This is a genomic window from Polynucleobacter sp. JS-JIR-5-A7, assembly GCF_018687935.1.
In the GTDB taxonomy this organism is placed as follows: domain Bacteria; phylum Pseudomonadota; class Gammaproteobacteria; order Burkholderiales; family Burkholderiaceae; genus Polynucleobacter.
The window spans coordinates 1,174,054-1,193,810 of sequence record NZ_CP061308.1; the positions used below are offsets into that span (position 1 = coordinate 1,174,054).

24 protein-coding genes are annotated in these 19,757 nt (G+C 46.0%); 2 read left to right on the forward strand and 22 right to left on the reverse strand.

Annotation, left to right across the window (positions count from 1 at the left end; all coding sequences use genetic code 11):
- Positions 1-5: 5 nt before the first annotated feature.
- The 16 genes from AOC29_RS06070 to AOC29_RS06145 form a co-directional block, all read right to left on the reverse strand.
- The gene (locus AOC29_RS06070) at positions 6-425 is read right to left on the reverse strand and encodes a thioesterase family protein (protein ID WP_215294760.1); all 420 of its coding nucleotides are present in this window, start codon (positions 423-425) and stop codon (positions 6-8) included.
- A gap of 20 nt (positions 426-445) precedes the next feature.
- A complete protein-coding gene (locus tag AOC29_RS06075; protein WP_215294762.1) occupies positions 446-790 on the reverse strand; it encodes a TIGR01244 family sulfur transferase in 345 nt (114 codons plus the stop codon).
- 60 nt (positions 791-850) lie between these two features.
- Positions 851-1,288 carry a DUF6691 family protein gene (locus tag AOC29_RS06080; RefSeq protein ID WP_215294764.1) on the reverse strand — a complete coding sequence of 146 codons (438 nt, stop codon included), beginning with the start codon at positions 1,286-1,288 and terminating at the stop codon, positions 851-853.
- A gap of 1 nt (position 1,289) precedes the next feature.
- Entirely contained in the window at positions 1,290-1,727 is a 438-nt protein-coding gene (locus AOC29_RS06085) for a YeeE/YedE family protein (protein ID WP_215294766.1), read from the reverse strand.
- An 18-nt stretch (positions 1,728-1,745) separates the two neighbouring features.
- The gene (locus AOC29_RS06090) at positions 1,746-2,867 is read right to left on the reverse strand and encodes a YeeE/YedE family protein (protein ID WP_215294768.1); all 1,122 of its coding nucleotides are present in this window, start codon (positions 2,865-2,867) and stop codon (positions 1,746-1,748) included.
- 17 nt (positions 2,868-2,884) lie between these two features.
- The gene (locus AOC29_RS06095; RefSeq protein WP_215294770.1) at positions 2,885-3,202 is read right to left on the reverse strand and encodes a hypothetical protein; all 318 of its coding nucleotides are present in this window, start codon (positions 3,200-3,202) and stop codon (positions 2,885-2,887) included.
- 58 nt (positions 3,203-3,260) lie between these two features.
- Positions 3,261-4,238, reverse strand: coding sequence for an MBL fold metallo-hydrolase (locus tag AOC29_RS06100; RefSeq protein ID WP_215294771.1), 978 nt, complete (start codon positions 4,236-4,238; stop codon positions 3,261-3,263).
- A gap of 5 nt (positions 4,239-4,243) precedes the next feature.
- Positions 4,244-4,681, reverse strand: coding sequence for a DsrE family protein (locus tag AOC29_RS06105; protein ID WP_215294773.1), 438 nt, complete (start codon positions 4,679-4,681; stop codon positions 4,244-4,246).
- A gap of 21 nt (positions 4,682-4,702) precedes the next feature.
- Entirely contained in the window at positions 4,703-6,433 is a 1,731-nt protein-coding gene (gene soxB, locus AOC29_RS06110; RefSeq protein ID WP_215294775.1) for a thiosulfohydrolase SoxB, read from the reverse strand.
- A 56-nt stretch (positions 6,434-6,489) separates the two neighbouring features.
- The gene (gene soxX, locus AOC29_RS06115; RefSeq protein ID WP_215294777.1) at positions 6,490-7,128 is read right to left on the reverse strand and encodes a sulfur oxidation c-type cytochrome SoxX; all 639 of its coding nucleotides are present in this window, start codon (positions 7,126-7,128) and stop codon (positions 6,490-6,492) included.
- Positions 7,129-7,147: 19 nt separating this feature from the next.
- Positions 7,148-7,960, reverse strand: a complete 813-nt coding sequence (gene soxA / locus AOC29_RS06120; protein WP_215294779.1) for a sulfur oxidation c-type cytochrome SoxA — start codon at positions 7,958-7,960, stop codon at positions 7,148-7,150.
- Between the two features lie 44 nt (positions 7,961-8,004).
- Positions 8,005-8,313: a thiosulfate oxidation carrier complex protein SoxZ gene (gene soxZ, locus AOC29_RS06125; protein ID WP_087909856.1), complete on the reverse strand. Its 309-nt coding sequence runs from the start codon at positions 8,311-8,313 to the stop codon at positions 8,005-8,007.
- A gap of 68 nt (positions 8,314-8,381) precedes the next feature.
- Positions 8,382-8,834, reverse strand: coding sequence for a thiosulfate oxidation carrier protein SoxY (gene soxY / locus AOC29_RS06130; RefSeq protein WP_215294781.1), 453 nt, complete (start codon positions 8,832-8,834; stop codon positions 8,382-8,384).
- 67 nt (positions 8,835-8,901) lie between these two features.
- The gene (locus AOC29_RS06135) at positions 8,902-9,990 is read right to left on the reverse strand and encodes a c-type cytochrome (RefSeq protein ID WP_215294783.1); all 1,089 of its coding nucleotides are present in this window, start codon (positions 9,988-9,990) and stop codon (positions 8,902-8,904) included.
- Positions 9,974-11,329: a sulfite dehydrogenase gene (gene soxC / locus AOC29_RS06140; protein ID WP_371819556.1), complete on the reverse strand. Its 1,356-nt coding sequence runs from the start codon at positions 11,327-11,329 to the stop codon at positions 9,974-9,976. Before soxC ends, AOC29_RS06135 begins: the two co-directional genes overlap by 17 nt.
- 62 nt (positions 11,330-11,391) lie before the next feature.
- Entirely contained in the window at positions 11,392-11,727 is a 336-nt protein-coding gene (locus tag AOC29_RS06145; protein ID WP_215294787.1) for a metalloregulator ArsR/SmtB family transcription factor, read from the reverse strand.
- Between the two features lie 107 nt (positions 11,728-11,834).
- Here AOC29_RS06145 and modB point away from each other — a divergent pair, with 107 nt between their 5' ends.
- Both modB and AOC29_RS06155 read left to right on the forward strand, forming a co-directional pair.
- On the forward strand, positions 11,835-12,488 hold the full coding sequence (gene modB / locus AOC29_RS06150; protein WP_215294789.1) for a molybdate ABC transporter permease subunit: 654 nt from the start codon (positions 11,835-11,837) through the stop codon (positions 12,486-12,488).
- On the forward strand, positions 12,488-13,594 hold the full coding sequence (locus AOC29_RS06155) for an ABC transporter ATP-binding protein (RefSeq protein WP_215294791.1): 1,107 nt from the start codon (positions 12,488-12,490) through the stop codon (positions 13,592-13,594). The genes modB and AOC29_RS06155 overlap by 1 nt, the downstream gene beginning before the upstream one ends.
- A 6-nt stretch (positions 13,595-13,600) precedes the next feature.
- Here AOC29_RS06155 and AOC29_RS06160 read toward each other — a convergent pair whose 3' ends face one another.
- Genes AOC29_RS06160 through folC form a run of 6 tightly spaced genes read right to left on the reverse strand, consistent with a single transcriptional unit; the run spans position 13,601 to position 19,757 of the window.
- Positions 13,601-14,224 (reverse strand): bifunctional 2-polyprenyl-6-hydroxyphenol methylase/3-demethylubiquinol 3-O-methyltransferase UbiG, encoded by a 624-nt coding sequence (locus tag AOC29_RS06160; protein WP_215294793.1) that lies wholly within the window; start codon positions 14,222-14,224, stop codon positions 13,601-13,603.
- A 14-nt stretch (positions 14,225-14,238) separates the two neighbouring features.
- Entirely contained in the window at positions 14,239-15,447 is a 1,209-nt protein-coding gene (locus tag AOC29_RS06165; RefSeq protein WP_215294795.1) for an O-succinylhomoserine sulfhydrylase, read from the reverse strand.
- Between the two features lie 59 nt (positions 15,448-15,506).
- Positions 15,507-17,045, reverse strand: a complete 1,539-nt coding sequence (gene purF / locus AOC29_RS06170) for an amidophosphoribosyltransferase (protein WP_215294796.1) — start codon at positions 17,043-17,045, stop codon at positions 15,507-15,509.
- Between the two features lie 4 nt (positions 17,046-17,049).
- Positions 17,050-17,616 carry a CvpA family protein gene (locus tag AOC29_RS06175; RefSeq protein WP_215294798.1) on the reverse strand — a complete coding sequence of 189 codons (567 nt, stop codon included), beginning with the start codon at positions 17,614-17,616 and terminating at the stop codon, positions 17,050-17,052.
- Positions 17,616-18,428 carry an SPOR domain-containing protein gene (locus tag AOC29_RS06180; protein ID WP_215294800.1) on the reverse strand — a complete coding sequence of 271 codons (813 nt, stop codon included), beginning with the start codon at positions 18,426-18,428 and terminating at the stop codon, positions 17,616-17,618. The genes AOC29_RS06175 and AOC29_RS06180 overlap by 1 nt, the downstream gene beginning before the upstream one ends.
- A gap of 3 nt (positions 18,429-18,431) precedes the next feature.
- Complete coding sequence (folC, locus tag AOC29_RS06185; protein ID WP_215294802.1) at positions 18,432-19,757, reverse strand: bifunctional tetrahydrofolate synthase/dihydrofolate synthase; 1,326 nt, start codon at positions 19,755-19,757, stop codon at positions 18,432-18,434.

The window sequence follows — 19,757 nt, forward strand, 5'->3', positions numbered from 1 at the left end:
CAGCGTTAGCTAATCTTCTGCAAAATGTGTTCAGGCCAAGGCGCTGATTTATTGGTAGTGAGATCTACCCAAACCATCGTAGCACCACCAATCGCAGCCTCTTCTTCAGGCGAAGTGGTTAAAGACATGCTGGTATAGACATCCATACTGGTTCTACCGATAGCACCAATCGATGTTTTGAGGATCAATTCACCTGGGTAAGAAAGTTGTTTATAGAAGTTACAAAAACCGTTCATCATCAACATCGACTCACGCCCAGGAGCTACCTGATAACCCATTGAAGTAATCCATTCAACACGCGCTTGCTCCATATACCGAAAGTACACAGTGTTGTTAACATGTCCATAAGTATCCATGTCACCCCAACGAATGGGCATGATCATTTCATGAACAAGCTTTCGCTCCTCTGGGATGGCGATGCGCATTGTGATGCAGTACTATGGATTTATTTCACTTGCAATGCAAGTTGATATAAATTGGTTGATCGAGCACCTGATCGGCAAAATGCAAGAACTGGACTAGGCATCGTGTTTAACAAACGTGCCATCTCTCTCACTTGCTCAACAGTCATCGCGCTAGGCACCACTGGCAAGTAGGCATAGTGCAAGCCTAATTTTTCTGCTTCAGCTTGAATATCAGCATTCTTTGGCTGATCAGGACCGCCTTCACCGTCAGGGCGATTATTGATGACGCTTTTATAGCCTTGCTGAGCAATTTCAGCAAGATGGCTTGGATCAATTTGACCAAGTGTGCCGAATTGATCGTTATGACAAGTAATAGGAAGACTCATGACACCCTCTTCAATTAAGAATTAACACTATGAATAGGAGTGATTCTAAATCAGGCCGAACTAGACCGCCTGTTTATGGGCGCCAAAGAACCGGTCGCAAAGCGCCATTCCAGCCAACATCGCAAGCACAAATACCAGCGCCTTCAAGTGGCCAGCACCAAGAGCAACGATGGCTGGGCCTGGGCAAAATCCAGCAATCCCCCAGCCTGCCCCAAATATCAGGCTACCAATGATGAGGGGTTTGCTGATGTCTCGTCTTTGGGGGATATGCAAGGCACCGCCAAAGAAGGCTTCCGTTCTTTTGCTGACGACGTAAAAGCCGCCGAGACCCACAATCACTGCACCCGCCATGACAAATATTAAGGATGGATCCCACATTCCTGCTAAATCCAGAAATCCTAAAATTTTCTGTGGATTGCTCATGCCAGAAATAATCAAGCCCACCCCAAAGAGGACGCCAATGAGATATTGACTCAACAAACCGAAGTGCCTTTTCACATCAGCCTCCGATCACATGACGCAGAACAAAAACAATCAAAAAGCCAGCAGTCATAAACGAGACCGTAGCCACTAAAGAACGGGGTGATAAACGCGAGAGTCCACAAATACCATGGCCACTGGTGCAACCAGAGCCATATTGAGTGCCTAAGCCCACCAAAAGACCGGCAATAACTACCGCAAGCCAATCAGCCTCTACCTCAACAATGGGACGTATTTCAAAAAATAATGCTGCCAATAATGGAGCAGTGAGTAATCCTAAAATCAAAGCCATGCGCCATGCGCGATCGCCTGACTTGGGACACAAGAGACCAGAAATAATTCCGCTGATACCTAAAATTCGACCATGAAACAATACATAAAGGGCTGCTGCAACACCCAGAATTATTCCCCCTAACAAAGAAGGAATGGGTGTGAATGAGAGCCAATCAATTTGCATGTATTTTGTCTAGTCTGATTAAGCGCAAGGGTTAGGAGCATGGCGCATTTTGAGATAGCAGAGTGCTAAGTAGGCACCAAAGATAAAACCTGGTAGAGCTAACAGAGAGCCGACTGCAAGGGTAGAGATGCCACTTAAACCCTGACCTACAGTGCAGCCTAAGGCAGTAACTCCACCAAACCCCATCAATGCAGCACCCACTAAATGATTGCCAGTATCTTCGGCATCCCGAAAGGATTCAAAGCGAAAAGATTTTGTGGCTAATGAGATAAATGCTGAGCCCAAGATCATCCCCACCACTGCAACAATGCCAACCGTCAATACTTTAGAGGTATCGCTATACATCATGAGCCAGTCTAGAGAATATGCGTATGGCGCTACAAAAGATAAGCTCTCCATGCGACCAGAGTTGGTGACTAAGAATACTTCCTCAAGCGTATTGGGATCCTCAGCAACATATCCTAGATTGCCAGATACCCACCAGACTGCACAGATAGCAAGACCTACCGCTACCCCAGCAAATAAATTATTAGCAGTCCAAAATGCTTTGCTAGCAAGCGCATAAGCAATGAATGCAAAGCCGATCATGAAACCCAAAGCCAGATGAAGATGTGAGCGTGCCATTCCCAATGGAGCACTCAGAAGACTCGGCAAATCTTGTGGCGTATTAAATGCAATGAAGATGGTATCCAAAGTATTAATCCGGATGACACCCAAAAAGCCACGCATCGTCATATAGGCAGTTAAACCTAAGACCATAAAGACGACTACAGACTTCAAATTACCGCCACCAATACGCACTAGAGTCTTACTACCGCAACCAGACGCTAAGACCATCCCAAAGCCAAACAAAATACTGCCTACTATCGTAGAGAGCCATAAAAACTTATTGCCGGTATAAAAACTCTTCAGAGGATCAACTAGGCCCAGATAAGACATTAAGGCAAAACCAATCATAGCTACACCAATGGCTAAAAACCACTGCCTTAAGCGCTCCCAGCTAGACATGATGAATACATCAGATACTGCACCCATGCTGCAAAAGCCAGTCTTTTGCATCACTGCACCAAGCAAAAAAGTAATAGCAAAAGTCGCCCAAAGGACTGACTTGCTTAATGAATTGATATCGACAACATCCATAGCGACTATATAAAAAGTTAAGGTTTGAATTTATAAAACTGTTGATTGAGATAGGCAACAACATCAGCCTCATCTTCAGGAAAAAGATCTAGGCGAAGCTCGGTATTACAAAGGCCCACCATCTTCTTCAAATTGGCCATCGACTTCACCTTGCCATCGCTGCGCGTATAAATCATGTCGCCATTACTAAAACCGGATTTCTTGGCATGACAGGCATAGCATTTTTGCTGATCAATGGTTTTACCGTTTGCCAAATCGGGTGCAGCAAATACTGGTGCACTCACTAGTGCACTCAGAGCTACTACTGAGAGGGTTTGGATAAAAATCAATTTCATTACAAATCAAGGATTTAGAATTAATCCTCTATTTTAAGGCCCAATAGCCAAAATTGCCCTACTCCGCCTGGATCGACAGATAAACGTTATAGGCATTCATGCGGTTGGCAGCTCTATATAAGGGCATTCCTTCATATTCTGACCAATCCGTCTGTTGATACGCCTCCTCAAAAGGATCCATATTGATAGCGGCCTTAGCCATTGAGTCCCGCAGATACTTCAAATAGTTTTTTGTAAAAGCAATGTCTTCCTTGGGCTTAACTGAAAAGCCGCCATGGCCTGGAATCACAACATTGGGATTGAGTTTAGCAATCTCATCTAAGGCAATTAACCAACCTTTGCTATCGGCATTGCCCACAAATGGAATACGGCCCCGAAAGACGAGATCGCCAGTAAAGAGGACTTTTTCTGAGGGAACATACACCATCAAATCCTCTGGGGCATGCGCCGGACCGACTCGACTAATCAAGAATTCCACCCCACCAATGTTCAATTTAGATTTTTTATCAATCCAAACATCTGCCGATATCAACTGAGTATTTGCATTCACCCAAGGTGCAAAGTCAATCCTGGAGGCAATCAAACGCTGCTTCGCTGTCTCAGAAGAAAGATAGTTTCTGCCCTCACCTTGGGCATAGATCTTGGCGCCAATCTTTTTAAATTCTTGCAAGCCATAAATATGGTCGGCATGGTAGTGACTCACAATCACTACCACCACTTTTTGCTTGGTCACTTTCCTAATCTCAGCAATGAGCTTTTGCGCCAAGATCGGCGAGCCCAATGTATCCATCACTACTACACCGCCTGGCGTGACCACAAAGCCCGCATTAGAAATAAAGTTCTGATTGGCACTACTGCCCATTTCCGCAAAACCCTGCACAAAATAAGTATGGGGAGCCACTTGCACCGGCTTCAGTTGGATTGCATCAACAGGCTTAGTTGCTTGTGCATAAGCGACACTACTAAAGACGAGAGATCCTATTAGGATCCCTATCAAATGACTTACAAACCGAATATAGCTATTGAAGCTATTCATGATGCTTAAGGCTTGATGTAGGCAAAGCCATCTTTATATTGAAGATCTGCAACCCGCACGACACCGGATGGTGTGAAATCGGCATCCAAAGTAAATTGATCTTTCTTCAGGTCACGATTTTTCAGGGTAATTTCACAAACTTCAAATTTCACACCGCGAGATTTCAATGCACCAACCAATGGGGCATATTCTGTGCCATTCTTTTTATCTTTGGCACCTTCCATCAACAAGTCAACGCCATTGGCATGAGTCACAACGATGATGATGGTATTGGGGGAAGTATCCAAATGGTTACGAATGTTGCGCAGACCTTTTAGACCTTGAGTCTCAGCGTCATCAATGTGATACACCACTTTAGTATTGCCCATAGGTTGAGCTAAGGCAGTGGAGCAAAACCCTAAAGCAAGGACCAGAGCAGTAAGAAAGGAAAGTAGTTTTTTCATATGACTATTCGATGAAGTTAATTAGATTGGAGCCATACCGGGGTTATTCGAAACACCCTTAATGACAGGTTCATTGAGCTTCACTGCTTTGACAACTTTCACGTCACGTAAATGACGTTCCATGACATCCCAAATTGGTTCGCCACCAGTATTTTTTGCTTCTTCGCTTACCGGCGCCCAACCAGCAACTTTGTAGGTCTTATTAGCTTCGATGGGTTTGCCATGAAGACGCATATCGGTAATACGCTTACCTGCACTTTGAGCAGGATCAATCGTGTATTGCATGCCGCCAACCCGCACCATATCGCCACCTTGTTGGTAATACGGGTCAGGATTAAATAAATTATCCGCAACATCTTCGAGAATGGTTTTTATAGTCTCACCAGTCATATTAGTGACAGTAGTGTATGGATAAGTAATGGCTGTTTGATCAAGCAAGTTCTCGCGGGTGATCGGCTGGCCTGGCAACAGACTGGTACCCCAACGGAAGCCTGGTGAGAAAGCAATCTCTGCATTCTTCTGCGCCATGAGGCCATCCAAAATTAGCTGGTCAAAGCTACCGTTGAAATTACCGCGACGATACAAAAGACCTTCAGTGGTGGCTAACTTTTCACCTAACTTCGCTTCGTATGGAGCTCTCACTTTAGCGATTAACTTATTCATGGCTGGATCAGCTGGAATCATATTGGAGAAGATAGGCAGCAGCTTGTAACGGAAATCAACTGGCTTGCCACCCTTCACATCAAAATCTAAGACACCCAAGAATTTGCTATTTGAGCCAGCGTTAGTCACTAGAGTGATGCCGCCAGCATTCTTCACCATGACTGGAATAGGAACGCCATCATGGGTATGACCACCTAAAATGGCATCTAAGCCCCGCACCCGGGATGCCATCTTCAGATCCACATCCATACCATTATGGGATAGAAGAACCACAACCTTGGCGCCTTTTGATCTCACTTCATCAATCGTCTTTTGCATATTCTCTTCTTGAATACCAAAGGTCCAATCAGGAGTAAAGTAGCGAGGGTTCGCAATTGGTGTATATGGGAACGCTTGGCCAATGATGGCAACTTGTATTCCATTCTGTACTTTCATGACATAGGGATTAAATACTATGTCGCCGAAGTCCGCTGTCTTGATGTTTTGTGCAATGAAAGAGACCTTACCTTTGAAGTCACCATTGACAATTTCCATCACACGCTTCTCACCTAAGGTCATCTCCCAATGCGGCGTCATCACATCAACACCCAAGGCAAGAGCAGCATCCACCATATCCTGACCATTCGTCCAAAGTGCAGTGCCAGAGCCTTGCCAAGTATCCCCACCATCGAGCAGTAGCGCTCCTGGGCGACTTGCTTTCATTTGTTTGATCAAGCTAGCCATATGAGCAAAGCCACCCATCTTGCCGTAGTTTTGCGCAGCAGCCACATAATCTAAATAGGTGAACGCATAAGCATCACGAGTACCTGGGGCAATACCATTCGCTTTTAAGAAGTATTCCCCAACTAAATGTGGAGTCTTGCCTTCTTGAGTGCCAATACCAAGATTCACATTGGGTTCACGGAAATAGACTGGCAACAACTGCGCATGGCAATCTGTGAAATGCAGAAAATGGACATTACCAAATTTAGGTAGATCGTAAAATTTTTGGGCAGCGGTTTGTGCATTCACAAAATTGGATTGCAAACTCATCCCACCAGCAGATGCAATCGCCAAAGCTTGCAAAAAATCGCGACGACTTAAAGACATAAAGTTCCCCTTGCAAAAACAGGCCTGTCGGCCTGTTCTTTATTTTTTCTATTGACTTACTGATTGACTGGAGAGGCAGGATCCAGCAGTAAAGCCATCACATCCTGAATTTGCTGCTCATTTAAGAGCTTGAAGTGGGCGAAACGCGGCATATTGCTGCATGCGTTATAGGCCTTAGAGTTATTGATGCGATTCCAGGTATAGGTCACCACTTCAGGTGAGTAGCCACGGAGCTTGCCGTAGTTCCAGAGAGTGGGTCCAATCGTTCCATAAGAAATCTCTTTCTTATCGATCTGGTGACAGTTATAACAACCACCGCCGACTGGGGTATCTGCTTTGTCAGTCCAGGTTGCACCGCGACCGCTCTGTGCAATCGCTTCACCCTTCTTCCAATCGCCAATATATTTACCGTCAGAAGGCTGCTTGATTGAATCCATATTCATCTTCTGAATCTTCTCGCGCATTTTTTCGCCTTGCTTGCTGGTCGAGAAAACAGGATCAGAACAGAACTTTTGGGTTGCATCTTGATCAATGCGATCCAAGCCAGCGATACCATCTGCTCTAAAGCCATCCTTCATCATCTTATTGAATTTAGGATCATTCGCTTGCTGAGCGATTGCAAAGTCTTGCATGCTGAATGCTGCTACTGCAAAAGTAGTAATAGCTAAGAGGGATTTGATGTTCTTCATATTCATATTCTCTGTCCCTTATCCATTAACGCTTCAAACCAGGAGTTTCAACTGTTCCACCATTGGCGTTCTTTGCCATATACATCGACAAAGCTACAGTCAAATCAGAGCCATAAATCGGGAATGGGAAACGCTGCTGACGATAGCAATCGTTCAAACGCTGCTGCATGGTCCAAAACTGTCCGCTTGAGACACGATAAGCTGGCCAATATCCCCAACCCAAAGCAGCACCCTTTTGTGTAGTGATGTTAGGCAGGTCTTGCAAGCGAATCCGCTTACCATCCTCACCGTGACAAGACGCGCAGGAAAAATCCATGGGACCACCTTGGAAATAGAATGCACGCTTCCCAAGCTCATACATTTCTTTTTCTTTAGGATGATTCGTGCTCACTTTAATCTTGTCACCCTTAGATAAAGTGACTACGTAAGCCACAATCGCCTCCATATCCTTCTTAGGCCCCTTTTGAAAGGGGGCATCAACTATTTCTTGCAGGTCACGACCCTGTAGCTTTTGCATACACGTCATCAAGCGTGACTCAAGATCTTGAACTTTATTAGTATCTTTGAAGTAGCGTGGCAGTTGTGCTGCTGCACCTTTCACAACTCCAGGCCCTAGACCTAAATCACACTTCTCAAGTGTGGCGTTTTTAGGACCGGCTGGTTTTTTCCATAACTCTTCACCCGCAGCTTCATACAGCTCGGAAGGATTTCCATCTGCAATCATCTCGCGATACTTTGCAATATCGTCTGTTGCATTTTGCGCATACGACGAAGATGAAATTGACAAGATTGTTGCCAATACTCCTGAGGCTAAGCCTAAGGTGAATTTACGCTGCATTTATTACCCTTTCAAAACTATAAAGGTGGCAAAGATGTTTGGCATTAAGAAGCAGTTGCTTCATCGGTGCGCTTGTCACCTTTGCTATCGACCCAACTCACCACAATCTTGTCGCCTTTGGCGCCTTTGTATTTGAAGTTCAAAAATGGATCCTTAGAAACTGCTGGACCAAATTGACCATTCAATACATCTTTACCATTTGCCTTGACATTGATTGTGCTAATGAACCATGCAGGAATCGTTTTACCGGCAGCATCTTTACGCTGACCAGATTCCATATCGTGCTTCATCAAAATTTTTACATCCACAATTCCACCGTTCTCAGCAGCTCTAACGCGCATTGGATCAGCCATGTTTTCCTCTTGTATCTAGTGATTCGTTAATAGTATTGATTGGGGTTTAGAGTAATTAAGCGCGGCAATTAACCGCCGCAACCACCTAATGTGACTTTCACTTCCTTAACGGCCATGCTCCACTTGCCATCCGCTTTTACCAAAGCATAAACATTGGAGGTTTGACCCATTTTGATACGAGTAGTTACAAACGGCTCAGTACCAGCAGGAATGAAGAATTGTGCAGCCAAGGAGCTTGGGTTTTTTTCAACCAAGATAGCCATTTGCTCTGCCTTGAGAGTAGTTGTAATGCCAACGGGAACTACTGCGCCATTTTCTGCAATATCAGGAGCATTCAAAGTGACGGCAGCAGATTTATCTGGGCTACCTGCGCCTAAGATTTTGAATACATCATCTAAGCTCTTGCCTTCAAAAGCGGCTTTATTCCACTCTTGCGCTTGGGCTACGCTAATAAGACCCGCAGAAGCCATCAAGCCAAAAACAGCTGAATATTTCAATAAACTGCGTCGCTGCTGATTCATAAAAACTCCTTAAATAATCTACTCTTAGTATCAAATATAGCGGTATTTCAAAAAACCCTCTGCAAAACTATTGTCCCGTAAGTACCCAGCGCACAAGTATTGCCCTGTCTTCATTGGATAACTGAGGCTGTGGCGGCATCGGAATTGCTCCCCACACGCCTGAACCGCCATTTTTGACTTTAGCCATTAGCTTCTCCTGAGCCCCGTTCTGGTCTTTATATTTTGCTGCAATATCGGCAATCGATGGACCTACTAACTTCGCGTTTGGCGCATGGCAAGCAGAGCAGTTTTCATTCTTAAATAATGCTGCTGGCCCTTTTGTAGATGCAGCATGGGTATCAGCGGCATGGGCCAAGCCCTCACCCGCAGAACCGGGTAACTTGTCCATTGACGGCTTGGTTGTGTCTGCACCTCGGTATGGACCATAGAGGCGATTTTGCTCTGCAATGTTGCCATGGGCATTTCTGGCAAAGTCAGGGAGCGTAGACCCGATTTGCACAAACTTGATGCAATTGCTCATACATGAAGAACCATTCACATCTGGCTTACCATTGACGCTCCAAAAGCCGTGATTTCGAGTCATGCCATTTCGGTTCGGCATCTTTTTCTGCACTTCAGCGATATTGGCATTACTCAAGACGAAATCATCCGGAACAATTTCACCCAAGCTCAAAATAAATGCAACAAGAGCATAGGTTTCATCCGGCGTTAAAGATCTGGGTGCATTCCAAGGCATGGCGCGATAGATGTAATCCCACAAAGTAGAAACGGTGGGAACTTTCATCAAGGTAGTACGCTGTGGTTGCTTACGATCCGACAAGGACGCAACCCTGCCAGTTTTGATGTCATCTACTGTCGTTCCGCCAGCGATTGGGGTGAAGATCTCATTAGATTCCCCGAAGACGCCATGACAGCTAGCACATTTAGATTCCCAAATTGCCTGCCCTTGTTCTACAGAGCCAGATCCCTTCGGCAAACCCTTAAAGTCAGAACGAACATCAATATCCCATGCAATCACTTCTGCCGGTGTGGCATTACGGCCGATGCCTGAATACTGAGTAGCGCCTTGTGAACTTTGCGCATAGGCAAGCTGAGAAGAAAATACCGCAAGGGCTAATAGCGCTAGACGAGCAAATAATTTATCCAACTTGGACATTGCTCACCTCGCCATTGGAGTCTAATTTCCAGGACTGAATTGCATTGTTGTGATAAATCGAGCGATTACCACGTAAATCACGCAGTACTTTTATCGAAGGCTGAATATAGCCAGTATCATCCACCGCTCTAGATTGCAAGATTGCGGGCGATCCATCCCAAACCCAGTCGATATTGAAGCGGGTAATAGATTTTGTGAGGACTGGTGTTTCTAGGCGTGCGGTACGCCAGTTATTACCGCCATCAAATGACACATCAACGCGTTTAATTTTTCCTCGTCCGGACCAAGCCATACCGCTGATGTTGTAAAAACCTTTGTCGAGTAACTGCTGACCGCCAGATGGAGTGGTAATCACAGACTTGCATTCCTGAATTGAGGCATATTGGCGATGCATACCATTTGGCATCAATTCAATATAGTGAACCGCTTCATCTTTGGTATTCCAGGGCATGTCCCCTACTTCTAAACGGCGTAACCACTTCACCCAGCTAACGCCCTGCACACCCGGTACCACTAGACGCAATGGGAAGCCATTTTCTGGGCGCAACATTTCGCCATTCATGCTCCAGGCTACGATCGTATCTTCCAAACAGCTCTCTAGATTAATCGTGCGAGTCATGCCAGATCCGTCACCTCCCTCAGCAAGCAGGAACTTTCCTTTTTTCAGATCTGCCCCACATTCCTCAAGCAATACCTTGAGTGGCACACCCGTAAATTCGCAACAAGAAAGCATGCCATGGGTGTACTGCACTGTTGGCACAGCGACGTTGCCCCACTCAAGGCCGGTATTAGCGCCGCACTCAATAAAGTGGGTACGGGAGACTGATGGCAGTCTCATTAAATCATTCATGGTGAACACGCGCGCATTTTTGACCATGCCATTCACCATCAAGCGATGGGTTTCTGGATTCAGGTTGTACCAACCCTGGTGATGGCGCTCAAAGTGCAAACCATTGGGAGTAATGGTTCCAAACAAACCTTGCAGCGGAGTAAATGCTACTGAGGAAGCTGCTACTCGCGTCAAACCAGGTGACTCACGTCGTATTAAATTAGCTTCATAGATTGAAGGCACACCGTAAGGCATGGTGGCGACATTTTTTCCCAAGGTGGTTTGCCACTCTTGCTTTTCCAAAATGGCAGGATCACCTTCGCCGACTGCAAAAGCCATTGGTGCGGTCAAGCCTGCTGCTGCCCCACCGACAGCCGATAGAAAGCCTTTGCGTAAAAAGCCACGACGGGTTTCATCAATACCATTGGCATTGATATCAGCAATTAAGTCCTGAGAGACAAAGTGTTCTGGCGCTTTGACTAAACGAGCTCGATGGGCAGACTTCTCCACTGCAGAGATATCTTCAGGACGCAGTTCAATTTGCTTGTTTGATATAGCATCTTTTTCTGTCATTAATGAATACCTTCAGCAATCTTGGCACACACTGATTGGCACATATCTACGGTTGCGTTATCTGCTATTGAGTAATAGACGGTTACGCCTTCTTTACGCCGGAGCAAAATGCCTGCTTTGTGTAATGACAAAAGATGTCTTGAAACATTGGCCTGACTTGAACCGCACAATTCGATCACTTCAGAGACCGATTTTTCCCCGCTACAAACTGCATACATGATCCGCAGGCGAGAAGGCTCTGATAGCACGTTGAAATAAGCGGCTACCTTTAAAAATACCGCCTCCATTTGCTTTGGAGTTAGGTTCTTTGTCGCTTTTTGAGCTCTGGCTTTCATGCGGTCTATTAATATGAATATATGCGTATAAAAGCATATTTAACGCTTATATCCACCCTATTTATATAGTGAGATACCCTAAGAGCGTCTGACGATACAATCCAGCGATGGACATGGAAGCTCTCATCCTCTCATTAAAGCTAGCTATTTGGACTTTGGTCCTCATTCTTCCTTTTGGAGTTTGGGTAGCACATCATCTGCAAAGTATGGGCAAGGCCAGGTCATGGATTGAGGCCGCTCTAGCTCTTCCTCTGGTTCTGCCGCCAACCGTTTTAGGCTACTACCTTCTAGTTGGCCTGGGTGGCAAAAGTATCTTGGGTATTCCTCTGGTGTTTTCATTCACTGGAATTTTGATTGCCTCACTGATTGTTAACTTGCCTTTTGCCATTCAACCAATCCAGCGCGCGTTTGAGGCAATTAATCCAGAAATTCGGGAAGCAGCTCAAGTGAGCGGTCTCTCTCAGTGGCAAATCTTTCGCCTCATTGAATTACCTTTAGCTTGGCGCGGCATTACCAGTGCAGCTGTTCTGACTTTTGCCCATACCCTTGGTGAATTCGGTGTCATTCTGATGGTCGGTGGCGCCATTCCAGGAGAAACTAAAACTGTTTCGATTGCCATTTACGACAAAGTCCAAAGTTTCGATACCGTTGGCGCTAGCGCACTCTCATTCATCTTGCTAGCCACTTCGCTAATTGCCATTGCCATTTCATATGGCGTGTTTGGTCGTCACCCCTCGCCTACTAAAGAGTGGAGAAGCTGATGTTCAAAATTAAGCTCTCTCAGACCACGCCTAACCCTTTGCAACTCAGTCTCGAATGCGTCCCCGGAGAACTCCATGCCTTGGTCGGACCATCGGGTAGCGGCAAGACAACCGCCTTAAGAACTATTGCTGGCCTTAATAATGCTGAAACGGGAAAAATCGAATGTGGCGGCGAAATCTGGTTTGAAGCCAATGAAGTGAAGGGCATTACTACCTCACTCAGCCCTGCCCAACGCTCTTGCGGATTCTTATTCCAGCAGTACGCCCTCTTTCCACATTTATCTGCGCTCGAGAATGTCTGCATACCACTATATAACTCGGTGGCTGATCTTACGGAGCGTAAAGCACAAGCACAACGATGGCTGAACCGCATGGGTATTGGTGATTTAGCCATTCGCATGCCCAATCAACTCTCTGGCGGTCAGCAACAACGGGTGGCATTAGCAAGAGCCTTGGCAAGATCACCCAAGATCTTATTATTGGATGAACCTTTTTCTGCGGTAGATGCGCCAACACGCCAAGGTCTCTATAAAACCTTAGCTGAACTGCGTAAAGATTTAAATATTCCGATTCTGTTGGTGACTCATGATCTTCGCGAAGCCGATTTATTAGCAGATCGTATTACTGTCATCGACCAAGGTGTTGGACTGCAGACTGCTTCACCCCAGGTTCTTTTTGAAAGACCTAGAAATTCTCGCGTTGCAGAGCTAGTAGGCATCAATAATAAGTTTGAAGGCGTATTTACTGAAGGCAAACTGACTTGGAGTGGATGTAATCAGATATTTAATGTGGTTGATAAAGGCAAGATCCCCCCGCATACTCCCGTTGCTTGGGTCATCCCTTCAGATGGCATCAGCCTTGATGCAACACCCAGTAAAACAGCAATTGAAGCCGAAGTGGAACATATCAGTTCATTAGGTCAGATTGCCGTCATTCAACTACGCACACTCGCAGGTAATCATGTCATTACTTGGGAAGCATCTGCTGCTGAGGTAAAACGCTTATCTTTGGAGGCTGGCAATAAGTCTTATATTGAAATTGATGGAGGCAAGATTCACATCATGCCACTGCGCCCAATCAACGACCCAAGGCGCTTCAGTAATTAGTCATTACTAAATGGGCTTCTGAGCCACCAAACCGAGTATGGCAGACATACCAGTATGTCTTGGACCTTCTGATAATGCTTTTTCGTAAGAATGAAGCTCCAGGATATTAAAGTCTTGAGCTAAATCGCGAATCAGCTCTTCTGTATAGAGATGTTCTATCAATGATGGGCCACCCGTTTTATATTCCAACTGCTTAGGTGTGTAACCCTGCAGAATAAAGAGGCTACCTGGCTTCAGAGTCTCGTAAGTCTTTTGAAAGATCCGCTTACGCATTGCCGGATCAGCAAACTGAATAAAGATTCCGATGACAGCATCATAAGTATTAGCATGCCATATAAAGCTATCAGTATCGGAGAATGAATATTCAACTTCTACCTGATTATCTTTAGCAAACTGTTTTGCTTTAGCTAGCGCAATATCCGATGCATCAAAGCCAACCACCTGCATACCTTGCTTTGCCAGCCAGACACCATTGCGACCCTCGCCATCAGCAATACAAAGCACCTTGTCACCAGTCTTGAGATACTGATTTGCCTTTTCAACAAGGTACTCATTCGGCTCTTTTCCAAAGATGAACTCTTCTTTATCAAAGCGCTCATTCCAGAACTGGGTTGCGTCAGCAAAGCTCATAAGAATCGAATGCCTTACTTCTTCAAGCCGCCAACAAGATCGCTTTTAAGATCGTTGATATTCTCAAGGCCTACTGCAATACGTACTAAGCCATCTGTAATTCCTGCAACTTTGCGAGCCTCTGGCGTTACACGGCAATGCGTTGTCGTCGCTGGATGAGTAATCGTGGTACGGGTATCGCCTAAGTTAGCTGTAATAGAGCAAAGCTTGGTTTGATTGATTAGGTTGAAAGCCGCTTTTTTTCCGCCCTTGAGAACAAAGGAGAGAATAGCCCCACCCGTTTTTTGTTGGCGCATTGCCAAAGCATGTTGCGGATGTGATTTAAGGCCTGGATGGTAGACGCGCTCAACACCAGGCTGTTTCTCGAGCCATTGCGCTAATGCAAGGGCATTCTCGCTCTGCTGCTTCATACGAAGCTCAAGTGTCTCCAGACCTTTGAGAAACACCCAAGCATTAAAAGCAGACAGTGTTGGTCCTGCGGTTCGAACGTATGGGAATACCTTACCCATAACAAAATCTTTGCTGCCCACAATCGCACCGCCAACCACTCTACCCTGACCATCTAAATACTTGGTTGCTGAATGAATCACGACATCAGCACCTAAAGCCAATGGCTTTTGGAGAGCTGGTGTGCAAAAACAGTTATCTACCGCAAATAAGGCTTTTGCTTTCTTGGCAATCTTAGAAATCGCTTTGATATCGGCAATCTCAGTCAAAGGATTTGATGGGGTCTCAAGATAAAACAGTTTGGTGTTTGGCTGGACAGCAGCTTGCCATGACTTGGTATCTGCCAAATCAACATATGTAGTGGTAATTCCAAAGCGACTGAGGATGTTAGTGAACAACTGAATCGTTGCACCAAAGACAGAACGTGAGCAAACTACATGATCGCCCGCTTGCAAATGCGCCATCGCCATCGTCAAAATGGCAGACATACCAGAAGCAGTTGCAATGCAAGCTTCACCACCTTCTAAAGCGGCCAAGCGATCTTGGAACATACTGACAGTTGGATTGGTAAAGCGTGAATAGATAAAACCTTGGTCCGCATGGGCAAAGCCATCAGCCGCTAACTCAGCACTATCAAAACAGAAACTGGAAGTCAGAAACATAGCCTCTGAATGCTCTTGATATTCAGCCGTGCGACGAGTGCCAGCGCGGACCGCTAAGGTCTCGAGCGCTAGCTTGGAAAAATCAGGTTTTTTGCGGGTAGGTTTACTCTTCATAATGCTATTTTGACACCGAATTGCAGAATTGCCTCGAGTGAGGCAATTCTTGTCGCTTTTTAGTCTTCGGTAGCCAAATGTAGGTGGAGCTGGGAGCGAGCAAAGTCGCTTGAATCACGCTGACGGTCTGCCTGTGCAGCAGAAGAATTACGCTGCGCTTCCAAGGCATCCAAATACGATTCATTAATGTCGCCGGTAATGTAATGCCCGTCAAAACAAGAAGCTTCGAAATTATGAAGATTGGGATTGATATCCCTTACCGCCTGTTTCATATCTTCAACGCTTTGATAGATAAGTTGGTCGGCGCCAATCATCTTGTTAATTTCTTCATCAGTGCGACCATAGGCAACTAACTCGCTACGCGTTGGCATATCAATACCGTAGACGTTCGGGAAGCGCACTGGAGGTGCAGCAGAGGCAAAGATCACTTTCTTAGCGCCAGACTCGCGTGCCATTTGCACAATCTCAAATGAGGTAGTGCCACGGACAATAGAATCATCCACGATCAAGACAGTCTTATCTTTAAACTCAATCCGCATGGCATTGAGTTTCTGACGAACAGACTTTTTACGCACAGCCTGTCCCGGCATGATGAAGGTACGACCGATATAACGATTCTTAAAGAAGCCTTCACGATAATCCACGCCTAATTTCTTAGCCACTTGCATTGCTGCAGGACGACTAGAATCCGGAATCGGCATAACTACATCAATTTCATCGACATTAGTCTCTTTGCGAATCTTCTCTGCCAAGTAATCACCCATGCGCATACGCACGTTATAGACCGTGACTCCATCGATAGTGGAGTCTGGACGAGCCATATAGACGTATTCAAAAATACAAGGCGTCAGAACAGCATTCAGCACACATTGACGCGCATAGAAGTTGCCGTCTAAATCAATATAGATGGCTTCACCAGGATTAACATCCCGCACAAAGGTAAATCCGAGACCTTCCAGTGCAACGGATTCAGAGGCTACCATCCATTCTGGGCCTTGCGGCGTATCAATCCGCCCAATACAAAGAGGACGAATACCAAATGGATCGCGGAATGCTAGCAAGCCATAGCCAGCAATCAAAGAGACTACGGCGTATGAACCCTTAACGCGACTTGTTACGCCGGTGACAGCATTAAACATCGCGCCCTCATCCAAGGCAGCACTATTTGTTTCTTTTTGGAGTTCATCTGCTAAGACGTTTAGCAATACTTCGGTATCTGAGCTGGTGTTAATGTGACGACGATCTCGATAAGCCATCTCTACACGTAAGCTTGGAGCATTGGTGAGGTTGCCGTTGTGAGCCAAAATAATGCCGTAAGGGGCACTGACATAAAACGGTTGCGCTTCTTCTTCGCTACTTGCTGAACCAGCGGTGGGATAACGTACTTGGCCAATACCAGCATTACCCACTAAGCTGCGCATATTGCGAGTTCTAAACACGTCTCGTACTAAGCCATTGGCTTTATGCATCGTGAACGAATTACCGTTCATCGTCGCAATGCCGGCAGCATCTTGTCCGCGATGCTGCAAGAGCAACAAAGCATCATAGAGAAGTTGGTTGACTGGGGAGTGGGAAACAGTTCCGACGACGCCGCACATATCTCTAATTTCCTATTGTTAATGTAGGAGTAATGGTTGGGGTGATTTTAGGCATTGTATTACTCAATTGCTTTGCCCAATCGGCTGGTAACCAACCTTTAATTAATCCAGTAGCCATATCAACGGTCGGCCTGGTAAGCGCGTTTTTCCATGCCACACTCTGTGGAATAGGAGTCAAGGCCGCCAAGGTGGCAAGTACCACCACAATCAAGCCACCGCGTAATAAACCAAACGCCAAGCCTAAAAAACGGTCCGTCAAACTTAAGCCTGCTGACAAAATAATCTTTTGCACTAAGCCACCGAACAATCCACAGATAATCAAAGTCAATACAAACAGAATGATCCAACTCAAACCAAGGCTGAGCAATTCGTCTAGATGAAAGGTTGAAAGCCATTCAGTAGAAAGATAGTTACTGTAGTGATAAGCCACCCAAGCAGCGACGAACCAAGAAGCAAGCGCCAGAACTTCTTTAAATAATCCGCGTGAGATACCCACTAGGGCAGACACCAAAAGTACCACTAGGGTGAAATAATCCACCGATGTTAGCTTTAAGGTGGATAAGTATTCCATTACTGCTTACCAGTCTCAACAAGTCTTGGTGAAAGACCCATTGCCTTGGTTTTCTTTTCTGCTGCTTCTGCAGAATCTTTATCTGTGAATGGACCAGCTCGCAAAACATAGAGCTTAGTCCCATCACTACCTGTTTTATTAAACACGTAGTTTGGAATCTTTTGATCTTTCAGTTTAGCCACCCAACCTTTAGTGCGATCTTCAGATGCAAATGCGCCAAGCTGAATGATGAACTTGCCAGAGCCACTTGCCGCACTCGCACCATTAGCACTACTGACATTGTCTTTGGTCGCATCATCCGTCTTCGCTTTAGCATTAGAAGCAGAAACTACCTCTTCTCCTGTTGCCAATCCTAGACCAGAAGCCTTGCTAGGAGCAGGCTTTGTTTCTGACTTAGGTTCTGTCCTTGCTTCAGACTTTACTTCGGGAGCAGGTGTGGATTCTTTAGCAGACTCCACTAGGGCGTCTACTTTTACTCTTTCTTCAGTTCTGGCTTCCGGCTTTGCTTCTATACCAGGGATTGGCAAACTCGTGACGATATTGACTGCAATATCGTTAGGCGCAGACTTTGGCCGACTATCGAGAATGCGAGGTAAACCAACAACGGCAATCAGAACCAATACTGCCGCGCCAATCAATCGATGGCGCGCTCTTTGTTGTTCTGGATCTTCGGTGAGGGCAAGCTCTTCAGCTTCAAGAGCCCGCTGGAAACTACGGGGAGCGGTCCGCTGAGCAGAACGACGCCTTGCTGAACCCAATTCAAGGTCATCAGCCTGAGTTTTTCGCTTAAAAAAGCTCGGTAAACGAATCATGGATCAATGCGCCTGGTTGTTTCGATAAGCCATTACGCCTGCAACAGTATAGAAGGATCCGAAGGTCACAATTCTATCACCCTCACCAGCCTGAGATAGCGCTTTTTGATACGCTGAAGCTGGATTTTCGAAGATTTCGATACCGCCATCAGCCCCATTTTTTGGCTTTACTCCCAGAGCCTCAAGTTGCTGGGCTAAGGTTTTTGCCAACGCTGCCCGAGGGGTTGGCAAATCCGTACAAAACCAGAAATCCACGATGTCCAGCAAAGGCTTTATCACGCCTTCGATATCTTTATCAGCCATAGCGCCAAAAATGGCATAGGTATAAGGGTGATAGCCCATTTTGTCTAGGCCCTGAGCTAGAGTAGCGGCAGCATGGGGGTTATGAGCAACATCCAAGACCACCGTCGGTTGACCTGGTAGAACCTGAAAACGACCCGGTAACTCGACCATGGCAAAACCATTGCGAATATCCTGCGCGCTGACTAGCAAACGTTGATGCAAAGCCATTAAGGCAGCAATCACAGCAGAAGCATTCAGAATCTGATTGGCACCGCGCAGTGCTGGGTAACCAAGACCACTAAAGCGTTTATTCCGGCCGGCCCAACCCCACTGCTGTTTATCACCCTGGAAGTTATAGTCCCGACCCTGCAACCAAAGATCACAACCCAACTTTTCTGCATAATCAATTAAAGATTGTGGCGGCACGGGGTCACCGCAGACAGCAATGTGGCCAGGTCGAAAGATCCCGGCTTTTTCCAAAGCAATTGCCTCACGTGTATCACCCAAAAAATCCGCATGATCAATATCAATACTTGTCACGATGGCGCAATCTGCATCCACAATATTGACGGCATCTAAACGACCACCCATGCCCACCTCAAGTACCACGGCATCTAAATTTGCTTTAGCAAACAAATGCATGATCGCCAGAGTGGTGAACTCAAAATAGGTCAGCGTTGGTGCATCGACCAGACTCACACGGGCTTGTTCGACCGCTACAAAGTGTTCTAACAAAAGAGCATCTTTCACTTCTTCGCCGTTAAGGCGAGCCCGCTCATTAAAACTGAGTAAATGGGGTGAAGTGTGACAACCCACTCGATAGCCAGAAGCCAGCAGGATACTTTCTAGATAGGCACAGGTAGAACCTTTGCCGTTCGTACCGCCGACAGTAATGACTGGACAATCAAAGTGAAGGTCTAGTGCAGCTTTAACACGATTAATACGCTCAAGACCCATATCGATACCAAGGGGATGAGCGGTTTCGAGGTGACTCAGCCAAGCCTCGAGGCTGGTAAAAAGAATTGGGGCTTGGTGTGCTGTGCTCAA